The organism is Aequitasia blattaphilus, assembly GCF_024721305.1.
Taxonomy (GTDB): Bacteria; Bacillota; Clostridia; order Lachnospirales; family Lachnospiraceae; genus Aequitasia; species Aequitasia blattaphila.
On record NZ_JAMXOD010000023.1, the window covers coordinates 1 to 13,584 of the forward strand.

Here is a 13,584-nt window from a genome sequence, read left to right on the forward strand (position 1 = left end):
TTTTTCGGTTTGGAAGTAATGCTGACGAATGTTGTAGATGGCTTGATTGGTGAGAAGCTCACCACTTCTTGCAGCAAGGGAGGTCACTATTGTTTATTCCGTCGGATTTGATTTCACCTTACAAATCATCTGTGTCATTGTCCCCATCGGACAGTACACGCACCAGGAGCGAGGCATAAAAAGAAGCATTGTTGCCAGACCTAAAACGGTAGAGGTCAGCATGACACTGTAAAAACCAAATGCAAACTGTGCCACACCTGGAGCCACCATCGACGTGTTTACCCAGTTCCAGGGAAGCTTAAATGTCCATAATAATGTGACTTTTTCCTGCAATGTTGCCCCACCAAAAACAAGATAGGTAGAGTAAAGCATCAAACCAAACATTGTCAAAAAGAATAGCAAAAATCCATAGCGGAACCAAGGGGAACGAAGGAACTTCGGTGGAGTCTTCTTTCTTGATAAGCCACATCCTGCACCCAGTAATTCAAAGAGCTGTCCTCGCCCACAATATTTATTACAGTAGGTCTTTCCACCACCGAAAAGAGAAATCAGCAATGGTGTGATGAAACAAATCATACCAAGCCATGCAAATAAAATATTGAAAATCCCTAAAATAAGATACACCGCCGAGGCAATCCATAAATAATCAAACCATTGTTTCTTACGCATATATTTCCTCCCTTATCACCACAGATATCGTTCCTGCTGGACAGACCTTCTCACATTTTCCACATCCCACACAAGCATCCCCATCAACCACAGCACAAATTCCTTTGTGGATTAGAATGGCTTGCTTTGGACAATACTTTACGCAGTTTCCACAGGCTACACACTCCTTGTCAACTACAGCAATTTTTCCTTTTCTCATAACGTCCTCCTTTTTTTAACATACCTTAATATAGACTCTCCCAAAAGTCTGTTGTAAAAACAACACAAGCCTTGTTCCCATTTTCTTATTGCGGTGTTTTCATTAATACAAACTTATTCTTATCAAACTGAATAATGCCATCATCCCGCATTTTACAGAGAGTATTGGATAAGGCGCTACGTTCTACAGAAAGATAATCTGCAAACTCCTGACGATTAAAGGATATGGTGAAGCTATTGCTTCCCTTTGCGATTGCACAAGCAGATAAATAGGATAAGACCTTCTCTTTTGTGGTACGCTTCGTAATATGTTCCATCTTACGAGTCAGCAAGATATTTTTATTCGCAATTACTTTCATCAAATTTCGAATCAGACGTGCATGAAAAATGCAGGCTGAGGAACAAGAGGTGAGGATTCTTCTCGAATCTACCAGTAAAAATACACCCTCTTCCTGAGCAATCACTGACACTGGCAATGCCGCTACCTCCCCACAAGAAAAAGCCTCTCCAAACATATCACCCTCCTGAACATCTGTCAGTATCGTACGATTCCCCCAATAGTCCTCTTGTACAACGTGAGCATTTCCCTGCAATACAATTCCCACATAATCAGGACGGTCTCCTGCATGAAATATGACAGCCCCCTTTTTAACTTTTATTTCTTTTGCATTTAAGCAGCTTAATAAAGACTCCATATCTTCCTCTGCAATACCGGCAAATAGCGGGCATCTTCTCATTACATCAAAATATTTTTTCATTCTTTCTCCTTCGTTGTTTTAACAACCGATATGTTGTTTTTATTGTATTATGATAGATTCGTAAAGTCAATAATCGAATGAAAATGGAGGATTTATTTATGAGCAATATGTTTTGTTTTCAATGTGAACAAACTGCCGGCGGTAAAAGTTGTACTGGAAAGGCTGGCGTCTGTGGCAAACAAGATACCACAGCAAATTTTCAAGATAAACTAACCGGCGCATTAATCGGTCTGTCCCGTGCTGCAAAGCATAGTGTACCTACCGATAATACCCACCGGATCATGATGGAAGGTCTTTTTACGACTGTCACAAACGTTAGTTTTAACGATAGCACCCTGCAGGATCTCATCGAAGAGATACATCGGGAGAAGGAAAAGTTATATGCCGGAGCTGAAGATATTGATATGAACACCATTTGGAATGGCAATGAAGATATCCGTTCTCTTAAGTCTCTTATCTTATTTGGAATCCGCGGTATGGCAGCCTATGCTTATCATGCTTACGTTCTTGGATACACAGACAATGATGTGAATCAATTTTTCTACGAGGCGTTATCTGCCATTGGAGAGGATTCCTTTGAAATCGCCCAGCTTCTTCCTATTGTGCTAAAAACAGGAGAAATTAATCTGAAATGTATGGAGCTTCTTAATCAGGCGAATACGGAATCCTATGGTACTCCCGTACCTGTGACGGTACCTTTGACAGTAGAAAAAGGGCCTTTTATCGTAGTCAGCGGTCATGACCTTCTTGACTTAAAGCAGCTCTTAGAACAAACCAAAGATAAAGGAATCAACATCTATACCCACGGAGAAATGTTGCCTGCTCACGGATATCCAAAGTTAAAGGAATATCCTCATTTAAAAGGGAACTTTGGTACTGCGTGGCAAAACCAGCAAAAAGAATTTTTAGATATCCCGGCTCCTGTTCTATTTACAACAAACTGTTTAATGCCGGTAAAAGACAGTTATCGTGACCGCGTATTTACAACCGCAGTTGTTTCCTATCCAGAAATGGTACATATTGATGAAAGAAAGGATTTTACTCCTGTTATTGAAAAAGCCCTGGAACTAGGTGGTTACTCTCGGGATACTGAATTCACTGGTATCAATGGGGGCAAAACGGTAACAACCGGTTTTTCTCATGGCACTGTATTATCTGTAGCAGATAAAGTAATTGATGCCGTAAAAGCAGGTGACATCAGCCATTTCTTCCTTGTAGGCGGATGTGACGGCGCAAAGCCAGGCCGTAATTACTACACTGATTTTGTAAAACAGACTCCAGAGGATTCTATTATCTTAACGCTTGCTTGTGGTAAATATCGATTTAATGATTTGAATTTGGGTGAAATCGGCGGACTGCCCAGAATTATGGATATGGGACAATGCAATGACGCTTATTCTGCAATCAAGGTAGCTATTGCTTTAGCAGAAGCCTTTGACTGTGGCGTAAATGATTTGCCTTTGACCTTAGTGCTTTCATGGTATGAACAAAAAGCAGTTTGTATCCTGCTGACGTTGTTACATCTTGGTATTAAAAACATCTTGCTAGGACCAACTTTACCTGCATTTGTGTCACCTAATATTTTAAACTTCCTGGTTGAAAATTATGCTCTGACACCTATTTCTACTCCTGAAGAAGACTTAAAGAAGATTCTGGGATAATCAAGACTATTTGAAAAGGAGCTGCTGGGCAGCTCCTTTTCAAATTGGTCCTCAGACACTCCCACCCCTAGTCAATTAAATCATTCTGAAACTCAGACAAATGCTCAAAGGGAAGAATGAGTCTTCCTCTAAAAAGCCCACAGCCATCATTGACTACACTGTTACTGACAGCTCCAAACATATTTACATCAACCTTTGATAAATCAAGTGTATGGAGCTTAACAACCCGTTCAAAGGCTTCATCAAAACAGAGACATTCCCCTATCGGTATTTTATCTCTTCTTGTTCTCTCTGTTTCTTGCCGCTTCTCATATCCTAAATGATTCGCTGGACCAATTTCCGCATAATCATCCATTTCTTTGGTTCGCAATTGTACCTCTATATAACTTCTGGCAAGATTGTCATATAATGTGATATGAAGAGATTCATAGCCACTTGAATCAGTGTTTTCTATATAATCTCTATAATATGGTCTTAGGTTTTCTTTTAGTTTGTCTGAATACTTTGCTCCCTCTCGCTCTGAAACCTCTATGCTAAAGCCTCGTTCTTCTAAGAATTCCGGTATTATATTTGCTATCTGGTAAAGGTAATCCAACTCAATTTCTTTTCGGTTATCGCCTTCCTTGATATGACACTTTGGTAAGGATATCACAATGCGATAAGCAATCAAATCTCTAAAACAGCTCAGTTTCTGTTTTAAATTCTCGATTGAAGGAAATTCTCCGTATTCTCTATAGTAATCATAGATATGCTTCACAATATATCCGTTAAATTTCTCTTCTGCACGAATCAATGATTTTATTCGCCCTTTGAAGGTAAATGCAAGAAATGGATATTCTTTAGACATCAGCTTATACAATTCTCGAATTCGTTGTGACTGTGATGTTAAAAAATCGTTGTGTTCCAACATATCTATTTGTTGTAATAAGAAATTGCAGTGAACCATATCAATGCTGTTGTGGGTTTCAATGGAGACCTTCCTTAATTCTTTCCCGTACATCTGTAGAATTTTTAGTACAGTATATCCAGAGTACAAATAATCATTTAGTGTTATCATAATTGTTTTGATCCCCCCTTTTTATTGGACGTAAAAAGACGTCCTGCTTACGCAGAACGCCTTTGTTCTTCTTTTATGATAATACACTATTCATAAGGAAATATCAAACCAAACGTGGATTTTCTGTTTTCCATTCAAAATTTTCCTCACCGGCTCCCAGAGCAAAATGATACTTTCCAATACCCAAGTCCACCCCTGATAAATGGCCGTTACCATATGTAATCTGCACTTGTTTACCTTCTCCTATGACTTTAAAAGCTTGCTTATTTAATGCTGTTGGTGCAAGCAATAACGCCTCTACACCATTTTTAAACCATTGTGGAACAACACTCCCTTTATATTCACTTATTTCCGTTGCCACCTTAGATTTATGAGGAACTCCTTGTGTTTCGCCATAACCTACGGCTATAATTCCATTTATTTTCACATGATCCATTGCTAGATTCTTCTGAGCTCCTTTCTTGTTAAACATGCCACCTACCCACCAAGTGTTGAGCCCCATTGTCTGTGCATAAAGAATCAAATCGGTACCACAATACCCCAGCTTTTCATCCAAGTCTAATGTTTCGGTACCTGCAAGGATAAAATAATTATTCACACCTCTTGCCAATATCATTTTAGCTATACCGCTAAGACCTTCTGAATTATGAGTTACTAATGCAAGGTTAAGGCCATGAACTTTATTATTGTCTGCAATCCTTTCCTTTAGACACGAAACAATATCTGCCGGGATATCCTTATTTTTATACTTTCGAACTGTATGTCTCTCTTTCATTGCTTCTTTCATTGTCATCAAATATATCGCTCCTATATACATTATTGTGTTTGCTTGCTTATATAAACATGATACCACATATCTTATCATACTAAAGCTCTGTTTACTATATTCTTCACTAATACAAGCAATTTTCTAATTAAGGTGAAATGCAATACGACTATTATTCCGTTAATTCAATCATTATTGTTCCGATATCCTTGATATTATTCCGCTAATAGGATATGCTATCTGTAAGATTGGAGTGATAATTATGTTTATGACTGTAAAACAAGCTTCTGAAAAATGGGGTATTTCAGATAGACGTGTACGCATTTTATGTAATGAGGGTAAAATAGATGGCGCTTTTCAAAAAGGGCGCGCTTGGAAGATTCCCAGTGATGCACAAAAACCAGCTGATGGAAGATATAAATCGAATGAAAGTATGTTGGATATGATTGACCGCAAAAAAGCTGAATTAGACGCAAAGAGACCTCTCACCCCAGGTGAAGTTGCAAGGTTAACTGACGAGTTCATTGTTGAATACACCTATAACTCAAATGCGATAGAAGGAAACACACTAACCTTACGAGAAACCGATATGGTTCTTAGAGGTCTTACAATTGACAGCAAGCCACTAAAAGACCATATGGCGGCAGTTGGACATAAAGAGGCCTTTGAATTCGTCAATGCTTCCGTGCAAGAAGCCAAGCCACTTGCTGAAAGTATTATTAAACAGATACATTATCTCATATTAGTGGACAAAAAAGAGGATCGTGGGGTTTATCGAAAAATACCTGTTCGGATTATGGGTGCCAAACACGAACCCGTACAGCCCTACTTAATTGAACCAAGCATGGGACAACTTCTTATGAACTTCTCAGAAAACACAGAGCATATCATTCCTCGCTTAGCAAAATTTCATATACAGTTTGAAGCGATACACCCATTTATCGATGGAAATGGGAGAACTGGAAGATTGCTTGTAAACCTTGAATTAATGAAAGCCGGATATCCCCCCATTGACATAAAGTTTGCAGACCGATTAGCCTATTACAACGCTTTCGATGAGTTTCATACCAAGAAAAAAACAAATGCTATGGAAAAACTTTTTGCCAACTATCTAAACCAAAAATTAGATATTTATTTAAACATGCTATAAGTCAACAACGTAACCATCAGACCTTAACGTTCCACGCAATGTTTTAAGGATTTCTTGCTCTCTTCCCAGCGCTTACAAAGCAAAATACCAACTAACAAAAGTATGGGGAAAATAATTGCAGCCAATATTCCCACCTTAAGGTTGTCATGATACCTACTAGATATTAGTCCCACCAGCGTTGGTCCCCCAGAGCAGCCAATATCGCCACCAAGGGCAAGCATGGCAAACAATGCTGTTCCACCATTTCCCATAGCAGATGCCGCCTTACTAAAGGTGCCGGGCCACATAATTCCTACCGACAATCCACAAACCCCACAAGCGATTAAACTCAGCTGAGGGCTAGGCAGCAATGAAACCCCGAGATAAGAGGCAACGCAAAGGAGACTGCTGTAGATCATGAAACGGTCCAAATTAATCCGGTCTCCGTACTTTCCATAAAACAGTCTGGATAGTCCCATCATAATAGCAAACATCATTGGTCCCGCCAAATCCCCCAAAGATTTGGTGATACCCAGGCCTCTTTCAGCAAATACAGAAGCCCACTGACTCACTGCCTGTTCACTTGCACCGGCACAAATCATCATAATAAGCAGCACCCAGAAAAGCTTCATTTTAAATAAATCCTTAAGCTGCAAGCCTGACTCACCCTCTGGAAGCAGAGGAGCAATCGGTACTTTTATAAAGGCCAAAGCGTTACCTAGGGGAATGACCGCCCAGATAATCGTCAATACTTTCCAGTTACTGATTCCAATGAACTGAAAAAACAAGGTAGATAGTGCTACTACTCCTACATGACCCCAGCAGTAAAAAGAATGAAGCATGCTCATAGCTCTTTCTTTATTTTCTGAAGGACAAGCCTCCACCACAGGACTTACTAACACCTCCAAGAGTCCACCACCAATCGCGTATATTATAACGGCTGTTAATACACCTGCATAAGAATTTTTCATGATTTCTGGCAGAAAGGTGAGTGCAATAAGTCCTCCAGCAGCAAATAGATGTGCCAGCACCATGGAAATCCGGTAGCCAATACGGTCTATAAACTTAATTGATAACACGTCCACTAAAAGCTGAACCCCGAAATTGATGGTGACTAACATCGTGAGCTGTGAAAAAGAAATATGATACGTTCTGCCAAATGTCAGAAACAGCAGGGGTGCAAAGTTATTAACGATAGCCTGAACAATATAGCCGATAAAGCAGGCTACTATAGTTTTATTGTATTTATTACTCATGATGTTAATCTCTCCCGTTTTATTTTGTTTATTCTTATAGGACTATATCACATCTTATCTTCACTTTCATTGGACTAAATCGGATTTTTATAGTACTATATCACAAAAGAGGTGATTAAATGCAATTATATAAAATAACCACAGATGATACCCTAAGAGAAACGGTACAACACGGAAGCAATGACTTTCATTTCGCTTATTATGTAGATGATATTTGGAAATACGATTTTCACTATATCGATTGGCATTGGCATCACGAACTTGAATTCGTAACTGCTGCCAAGGGCTCAGTGATTTGTCTGATCGACACAGAAGAAGTGATTTTAGAAGAAGGCAACAGCCTTCTTATTAATAGTGGTGTCATGCATCGTTTTGAAACAAAAGATGGAGCAATCATGCCCAACATTGTTTTTTATCCCAGTCTTATCGCCCCGGAAGGAAGCCTTATCTATGAGAAGTACATTCTCCCATTTATAGAGTCTGACTTCACTTATCAAATGTTTACACCTGCTGTTTCTTGGCAGAATCAAGTCCTTCGGATTCTTTGTTCCCTCTATAAATATTTAGATGGCTCAAATATCTCTGAGCTCTACATTCTTCAACAGCTTGCACAACTATGGAATGTATTAATAGAAAATATAGAAATACCTGTTCCCTCTGCAACTGAAAAAGACAGCTTTACAAAGCACTACAAGATTCAGACGATGATTCAATTTATCCATGACCACTACCAGGAAGAACTGACGCTGGCTGACATCGCTAGCTCTGCTGCCATCAGTAAAAGCAGTGCTCTGCAACTTTTTAAGAATGGAATCCATCTTTCACCAGTGAAATATCTTATCCAATACCGACTAAGTCAGGCTGCTCTATTGCTGCGCACTACAAAACAGACGATTTCTGTAATCGCCCAAAATACCGGTTTTCAAGATGTCAGCTATTTTTGTCGCAAATTTAAGAATTTTTATCAGATGCAGCCAGGAGAATATAGACAGAGCAAAGGGGATTCAGCTTACTTTTCCAATTGATTTCTAAATTTCCATAACATTTATTCAAGCTTGTTTTAATAATAGTTTTAAAAATCTCTTATCATTCATCTGCTCGTTTGTTAAATACTCTCCATCAAAAAACAGAGCATAAGTTGTAATTGGAGTCGGTGCATTTTGAGCTTCTTCTTTGCTTTGCAGATGAATCGTCTTGAATTGCACATTTTGTTCCTTGGCAACCCCTTCTAAAACAGGAACATATTTCCCATTAAATGGACATTGGTTCGTGTAATACAAAACATATCCCATTTCTTCAATGCGAGGATGTTTTGCACACTCTTTGTATTGTGGCTGCAATGCATCTTCTGTAAATGGTAAAGACCATAATTGAATACCATTATCTGCTTCATCACATACATTAAAGCCCTTAAGTTTTAAGAATTTAGGATCCGCCAAAAACGGTTTTTTCTTTTGGGACGATAAAATACATATCCCCTTTTTCCCTTTACTTTTGCTATCTTCAATACAAGCATTTAATAAATCTGTTGCATAACCATGTCCTTTGAAAGAACCAGAAACCCACAAACAATCAATATACATATATCCCTCTGCATCAATTGGGTTCCATGCATTTTCTACAGGTATATACTCGATAAAACACTTGCCCCGTTCTTCACTCTTCAAAAAAACCAAACCATCATCAAATCTCTCTTGTAACCATGCTTTTTTGGATGACACCTGAATATCATTGTTTTTTGAAAGCGCACAACAGATATGCTCTTTATCTATATTTTCCTTTGTCACTCTAATATACTCCATCTTGAAACCTCCTATAAATTCAAACAATGTTATTACACAAATGTCATTTCTTAGGTATTCTCCTTCACTATGAGCAAATGGCAGAAACCGAACAGCAAAGAAAAAGCAGTCAGAAATATATGCCGAAGCAGTATCCCATTCATCAAAAACAAACATACCGGAACGATTGCAAGTCCATAAAGTGTCTCTTTTTTGCCTTTCGTTTTAGTCGTCCACAAAACAGCATATATGGTTAATAAAACAACTGTTAAACAAAACCATAGAATCATATACTTAACGGAAGAAAATCCAAACTGCCAATGAGGAACTGCCAAAGGTATAATCATAAATACCATACATCCGTATCTACCAATCTGTTCAAAAATGTTGATGAGATGGTATTTGCTGCTAAAGCTTCCTGCAATATTCTTTCTTACTGCAATAATATTGATTATGATCAAGCATGTAACTGCCACTCCATTTATAAAGTTAATCCAACCAAATCCCACTTTTCTTCTCCCTTAATTATCACACAAAAGCTTTTCCAGATCAGATATGGATACATCCATATGCTTCGATACCTGTTCCATTGTCATTCCAATGCATAAAAAGCGATTTATGACTGCCTTCATGTTTTCTCCCACCTCAATTATATGCCCGTCAGGGTCATAGAATTTTATCGACCGTTGTCCCCATGGTGCTTCTTTGACTCCCTCATCTAAACAAGTGATATCACTACGCTTTTCAAGTTTTTCAATAAACTCATCAAAAGCATCTTCTTCGAAATAGAGTTCCATATTATGTGACTTATTTAGAACACTTTCTTTCGGCTTATCAATCAACCAGTCAAATTCTTGTTGCAAAGATATTTCCCCAAAAGAAACGTTGATACCGTAATCTTGATAAACCTTGAACCCGAATAATTCTTGATAAAATGCCTTGGACAGATTTACGTCTTTTACTGCAATACATACACCTTTATATTTCATATATAAAATGCCTCCTGTAAATTTTCTTATAATAATATCAGAATTCTCCCTATTTTCGGGTTTTCCATACCGTGGCCAAAATATCTTTGAGTACCAGCATAGCGTCTAGTTCATTATAATTGTATTTCTGTCTTAAATCATCAAGCAGAATCCCAAGTTCTTTTGCATAAAAATCTGTTTTTACTTGCTGTTGATAAGTAATAAGTACTGGGTACTTCTTTCCCCACGCTTTTGTCCAGTCAACCTTATCAGTAACTTCATCACTTGTTTTATCAATCACTTCCTGGATCTCTTGAACATCCAAATCAAAATCGATTAATTCATCTAAGGATAAATGATACAAATTAGAGAGACGTTTTGATTGTCGGATATCCGGAAGTGTTTCTCCTAATTCCCATTTTGAAATTGTTTGTCTGCTAACACCTAATTTCTCAGAAACTTCCTCTTGTGATAGACCACTTTTCTTTCTTGCGTTGTATAAATTATTTCCAAGTTCCATTTGCCGAACCTCCTTTTTAGTATAGGATAATTATAATTTATTATTCGAAACAATACTACCAAGGAGAAACGACAAATATGTTAGTTTTACGGGCATTTCATGGTTTTCGCCTTCAGGATTTTTCTCTACCATATGTATATCACTGTAAAAGCACTCCACCCCAGCAGAGTCTACTTCCTTTTTTACGGTACTCACCTTTGTTCCTCAATACCCTCCGCACTTTCATAGTTCTTGGGCATACTGAATAAGCGGCGCTATGCTTGCCCTGTCTATAAAATGTACATTTCCACCATAGCTATCTTTAAACGCGATATCCTCATCCGTCAGCTCTGCTTCCGCTTTCTTGTCTATCGTCATTTTCTTCATCATAGCCATCATGCCGCGATGGGGGAGACTGAGCTTTCCGTAATCCATGCCACCACGCAGATGAAATACCTTTGTTTTCTCTCGCAGTCCCTCTGGTATATTCTTATGAACAATTTCAGTATAGTCTGTGGTTTCGGGGTTTGCCATACCAACGGTAAAAACAATCAGATTATTAATCGGGTTTTTCACCACCAAATCAATGCCTAAAATACCACTGGCATAAAGACCGCCGCCATGTATCACAAGGTCATACTTCTGCAATTCAGCAGGAGTTGCCTCTTTTCTCTCTAACAGTGTCGCCCCCAACTCCTCGGCAATCCACTGAGCATATTGCTTTGTTGTGCCATAGTGAGATTTATAAGTTACAACTATATTTTTCATGTGACTACTCCTTTCCATGTAGCAAGACATTTTCAATTGCGTTTAGGATTACACTACTGCGGTGGCGTAAGAATCGTCCCCAGTGTGCGTAATTTTCTTTCTTTAGAAGGTTTATTCTCCATAATCTTCGCAGCAATCTCATCCATCTGACGGATTGCCTCTTCCAACTCTTCATCTGAAATATAAATCGGTACAGCGTTGAAAAAGCTGATGTCACCTTTAATATCAATGTCGCTTTTTTTACAATAGTCCCCAAAAAGTTTAGTCAATCCTGAAATGTACTGCATGAATAGAGCCATATATGCTTCCCCTGAATTATCATCAACAATACTTGCTATACCTGCTTTAAAATCAATGGCAAGGGCATATGTACGCTCTATCGTTCCTCGAACCGGAGTCTCTTTAACCGTTTTTATTACCCCCTCTGTCAACATCCGCTTAATATAGCGATACAGCGTCGTTTGTGGTATATCTGGATGCAGCTGCGCTAGTTGCTTTGCTGTCATTTCCTTCCCACCACTTAAATTCATGTAAATTTTCCCCATAATAGGATTCATCAGACAATCTATAAATTTATTATCCATCACCGCTTCTCCTTTTCCATATAGGTAATATTACCATTTTGGAAACGATAGTGCAAGAATAATTTATCTGCTAAGCAAATATTTATGCTAATGCTCTCTTCATTTTTTTTCATTGGTGTACGTATATTCTTGGCTATCCATGTATACATGGTATAAGTATTTTTTTCTCTCTCAATCTGGAATTTATCTGTTTCTACTCAGCCTACAGTTTTATTTTATTAATATCCTCTGTAATAATCCAGTCGTCCATATTACTTTCTCTGTTATACTTAAATGATTCAATTTCTTCCAATTGAGATATTTCATAGACAGCTAAAAATTTCTTTCCTGCCCACCTCTTATATTGGTCTTTTGACAGATTTAATTCTTTTTCATACTTTTCTACAAAAGCAATAGATTCATCGGGTGACATTTTTTCACTTTCAACTACTTTGGAGATAATTCCTCTATGAGTAACAATCATGTCACCACCCGTTTCAACAAAATATATTTCATCATTTACTTTTGCTCTGCCGCCTAAAGGACATTTTCTACCTGCTGCGCCTCTAATAATCATTGTTTTTTCATTATGAAGTAGCTTTTCTAACTCTTTTGCCTTTGCATTTAGATATACCAAGTGTTGGGCAATTCCTTCTTTTTCCTGATACCATTCCGCTTTAGCCATACTCTTTCTCCTCTACGATTTCAAATTTAATCTACCTAAAACTCTGCTTTCTGCCTAACGACGACAAGGGAAACAACAACACAGATAATTGAAGTCAAAATTGTTCTAACGATTGAAGCAGGAACAATAACTTGCATAAATGCATTTAGCAGAGCGTGATAAAACACACACAGCCAAAGACTTTTTGTGATGTGATAAATAGCTCCTAATACAAAGGCTGTTCCAAAAAGACTTATCAGGAATAATCCAATATCTTGCGGCTGCATAATTAAAATGGAACCATCCACAACAAAAAACATTATATGCCATATTCCCCAAAGGATTGTTACCAGCATAGATGATATCCCAAATGAAAACTTACTTTCCAGAGCAGATCCTAATAGATACCGCCAACCAATTTCCTCTATACCACCAAATAATATTGCAGCCAAAAACAATCCCGGCAAATCAATCCAGTCCTTGCCTGCTTGCAATTGTCCTTTCAATATTCGTGTCGCAAATAGAATGAAAAGGAATCCAATAATAGCAACGTAGTATCTGATTGGTTGTTTCACATTTAGAAATTCTTTTAGTAATGTAAAGCAGCTATCTATCCACTCATACCTCTTTGCTGTAAACGCCCCAGCTACCGCTGTAGATAAACCACCAACCGCAAGCACAATTATGCCGTAAACACTTCCGTAAATCGGCTGCTTAAACGCATTTAGAGCTAGCATAAGAACACACATCGGAGTCATAATCCCAAAGCTAATTGTGAGATACCTCTTAATTACTTGATTCACAGATAAATTCATTTCCTCTCCTTTGTTTCCCAATCGTCTCCTAG

Annotated in this window: 17 protein-coding genes; 3 read left to right on the forward strand and 14 right to left on the reverse strand. The window is 38.2% G+C overall.

The window, feature by feature from the left end:
- Positions 1-93 precede the first annotated feature (93 nt).
- From NHH15_RS13020 to NHH15_RS13030, 3 genes are all read right to left on the reverse strand, one after another.
- Positions 94-669 (reverse strand): 4Fe-4S binding protein, encoded by a 576-nt coding sequence (locus NHH15_RS13020; protein ID WP_262067091.1) that lies wholly within the window; start codon positions 667-669, stop codon positions 94-96.
- Positions 662-868, reverse strand: coding sequence for an ATP-binding protein (locus NHH15_RS13025; protein WP_262067092.1), 207 nt, complete (start codon positions 866-868; stop codon positions 662-664). Before NHH15_RS13025 ends, NHH15_RS13020 begins: the two co-directional genes overlap by 8 nt.
- A gap of 85 nt (positions 869-953) precedes the next feature.
- Positions 954-1,625 carry a Crp/Fnr family transcriptional regulator gene (locus NHH15_RS13030; protein WP_262067093.1) on the reverse strand — a complete coding sequence of 224 codons (672 nt, stop codon included), beginning with the start codon at positions 1,623-1,625 and terminating at the stop codon, positions 954-956.
- Between the two features lie 107 nt (positions 1,626-1,732).
- On the opposite strand from NHH15_RS13030, the gene hcp reads away from it, so the two are divergent.
- A complete protein-coding gene (gene hcp / locus NHH15_RS13035) occupies positions 1,733-3,286 on the forward strand; it encodes a hydroxylamine reductase (protein WP_334303580.1) in 1,554 nt (517 codons plus the stop codon).
- A gap of 67 nt (positions 3,287-3,353) precedes the next feature.
- Here hcp and NHH15_RS13040 read toward each other — a convergent pair whose 3' ends face one another.
- Complete coding sequence (locus NHH15_RS13040) at positions 3,354-4,343, reverse strand: guanosine polyphosphate pyrophosphohydrolase (RefSeq protein WP_262067095.1); 990 nt, start codon at positions 4,341-4,343, stop codon at positions 3,354-3,356.
- A gap of 103 nt (positions 4,344-4,446) precedes the next feature.
- The gene (locus NHH15_RS13045) at positions 4,447-5,136 is read right to left on the reverse strand and encodes a nitroreductase family protein (RefSeq protein WP_262067096.1); all 690 of its coding nucleotides are present in this window, start codon (positions 5,134-5,136) and stop codon (positions 4,447-4,449) included.
- A gap of 235 nt (positions 5,137-5,371) precedes the next feature.
- On the opposite strand from NHH15_RS13045, the gene NHH15_RS15800 reads away from it, so the two are divergent.
- Positions 5,372-6,259, forward strand: coding sequence for a Fic family protein (locus tag NHH15_RS15800; RefSeq protein ID WP_262067097.1), 888 nt, complete (start codon positions 5,372-5,374; stop codon positions 6,257-6,259).
- Between the two features lie 23 nt (positions 6,260-6,282).
- Here NHH15_RS15800 and NHH15_RS13055 read toward each other — a convergent pair whose 3' ends face one another.
- Positions 6,283-7,494: an MFS transporter gene (locus NHH15_RS13055; RefSeq protein WP_262067098.1), complete on the reverse strand. Its 1,212-nt coding sequence runs from the start codon at positions 7,492-7,494 to the stop codon at positions 6,283-6,285.
- Between the two features lie 119 nt (positions 7,495-7,613).
- On the opposite strand from NHH15_RS13055, the gene NHH15_RS13060 reads away from it, so the two are divergent.
- On the forward strand, positions 7,614-8,519 hold the full coding sequence (locus NHH15_RS13060) for an AraC family transcriptional regulator (protein ID WP_262067099.1): 906 nt from the start codon (positions 7,614-7,616) through the stop codon (positions 8,517-8,519).
- 24 nt (positions 8,520-8,543) lie between these two features.
- Here NHH15_RS13060 and NHH15_RS13065 read toward each other — a convergent pair whose 3' ends face one another.
- From NHH15_RS13065 to NHH15_RS13100, 8 genes are all read right to left on the reverse strand, one after another.
- On the reverse strand, positions 8,544-9,296 hold the full coding sequence (locus NHH15_RS13065) for an N-acetyltransferase (protein ID WP_262067100.1): 753 nt from the start codon (positions 9,294-9,296) through the stop codon (positions 8,544-8,546).
- Between the two features lie 50 nt (positions 9,297-9,346).
- Positions 9,347-9,784, reverse strand: a complete 438-nt coding sequence (locus tag NHH15_RS13070) for a hypothetical protein (RefSeq protein WP_262067101.1) — start codon at positions 9,782-9,784, stop codon at positions 9,347-9,349.
- 12 nt (positions 9,785-9,796) lie between these two features.
- The gene (locus NHH15_RS13075) at positions 9,797-10,264 is read right to left on the reverse strand and encodes a VOC family protein (RefSeq protein ID WP_262067102.1); all 468 of its coding nucleotides are present in this window, start codon (positions 10,262-10,264) and stop codon (positions 9,797-9,799) included.
- 49 nt (positions 10,265-10,313) lie between these two features.
- Positions 10,314-10,763, reverse strand: a complete 450-nt coding sequence (locus tag NHH15_RS13080; protein ID WP_262067103.1) for a helix-turn-helix transcriptional regulator — start codon at positions 10,761-10,763, stop codon at positions 10,314-10,316.
- Positions 10,764-10,985: 222 nt separating this feature from the next.
- Entirely contained in the window at positions 10,986-11,510 is a 525-nt protein-coding gene (locus NHH15_RS13085) for a flavodoxin domain-containing protein (protein WP_262067104.1), read from the reverse strand.
- A 53-nt stretch (positions 11,511-11,563) separates the two neighbouring features.
- A complete protein-coding gene (locus NHH15_RS13090; RefSeq protein ID WP_262067105.1) occupies positions 11,564-12,094 on the reverse strand; it encodes a helix-turn-helix domain-containing protein in 531 nt (176 codons plus the stop codon).
- 202 nt (positions 12,095-12,296) lie between these two features.
- Positions 12,297-12,758: a hypothetical protein gene (locus tag NHH15_RS13095; protein WP_262067106.1), complete on the reverse strand. Its 462-nt coding sequence runs from the start codon at positions 12,756-12,758 to the stop codon at positions 12,297-12,299.
- 35 nt (positions 12,759-12,793) lie between these two features.
- Positions 12,794-13,552 (reverse strand): CPBP family intramembrane glutamic endopeptidase, encoded by a 759-nt coding sequence (locus NHH15_RS13100; RefSeq protein ID WP_262067107.1) that lies wholly within the window; start codon positions 13,550-13,552, stop codon positions 12,794-12,796.
- Positions 13,553-13,584: the final 32 nt, after the last annotated feature.

Coding starts and splice junctions, on each gene's coding strand:
- NHH15_RS13055 (WP_262067098.1), bottom strand. CDS start 7,494: ATGAGTAATAAATACAATAAAACTATAGTAGCCTGCTTTATCGGCTAT.
- NHH15_RS13085 (WP_262067104.1), bottom strand. CDS start 11,510: ATGAAAAATATAGTTGTAACTTATAAATCTCACTATGGCACAACAAAG.
- NHH15_RS13065 (WP_262067100.1), bottom strand. CDS start 9,296: ATGGAGTATATTAGAGTGACAAAGGAAAATATAGATAAAGAGCATATC.
- hcp (WP_334303580.1), top strand. CDS start 1,733: ATGTTTTGTTTTCAATGTGAACAAACTGCCGGCGGTAAAAGTTGTACT.
- NHH15_RS13075 (WP_262067102.1), bottom strand. CDS start 10,264: ATGAAATATAAAGGTGTATGTATTGCAGTAAAAGACGTAAATCTGTCC.
- NHH15_RS13080 (WP_262067103.1), bottom strand. CDS start 10,763: ATGGAACTTGGAAATAATTTATACAACGCAAGAAAGAAAAGTGGTCTA.
- NHH15_RS13095 (WP_262067106.1), bottom strand. CDS start 12,758: ATGGCTAAAGCGGAATGGTATCAGGAAAAAGAAGGAATTGCCCAACAC.
- NHH15_RS13030 (WP_262067093.1), bottom strand. CDS start 1,625: ATGAAAAAATATTTTGATGTAATGAGAAGATGCCCGCTATTTGCCGGT.
- NHH15_RS13020 (WP_262067091.1), bottom strand. CDS start 669: ATGCGTAAGAAACAATGGTTTGATTATTTATGGATTGCCTCGGCGGTG.
- NHH15_RS13025 (WP_262067092.1), bottom strand. CDS start 868: ATGAGAAAAGGAAAAATTGCTGTAGTTGACAAGGAGTGTGTAGCCTGT.
- NHH15_RS13090 (WP_262067105.1), bottom strand. CDS start 12,094: ATGGATAATAAATTTATAGATTGTCTGATGAATCCTATTATGGGGAAA.
- NHH15_RS13045 (WP_262067096.1), bottom strand. CDS start 5,136: ATGACAATGAAAGAAGCAATGAAAGAGAGACATACAGTTCGAAAGTAT.
- NHH15_RS15800 (WP_262067097.1), top strand. CDS start 5,372: ATGTTTATGACTGTAAAACAAGCTTCTGAAAAATGGGGTATTTCAGAT.
- NHH15_RS13100 (WP_262067107.1), bottom strand. CDS start 13,552: ATGAATTTATCTGTGAATCAAGTAATTAAGAGGTATCTCACAATTAGC.
- NHH15_RS13040 (WP_262067095.1), bottom strand. CDS start 4,343: ATGATAACACTAAATGATTATTTGTACTCTGGATATACTGTACTAAAA.
- NHH15_RS13060 (WP_262067099.1), top strand. CDS start 7,614: ATGCAATTATATAAAATAACCACAGATGATACCCTAAGAGAAACGGTA.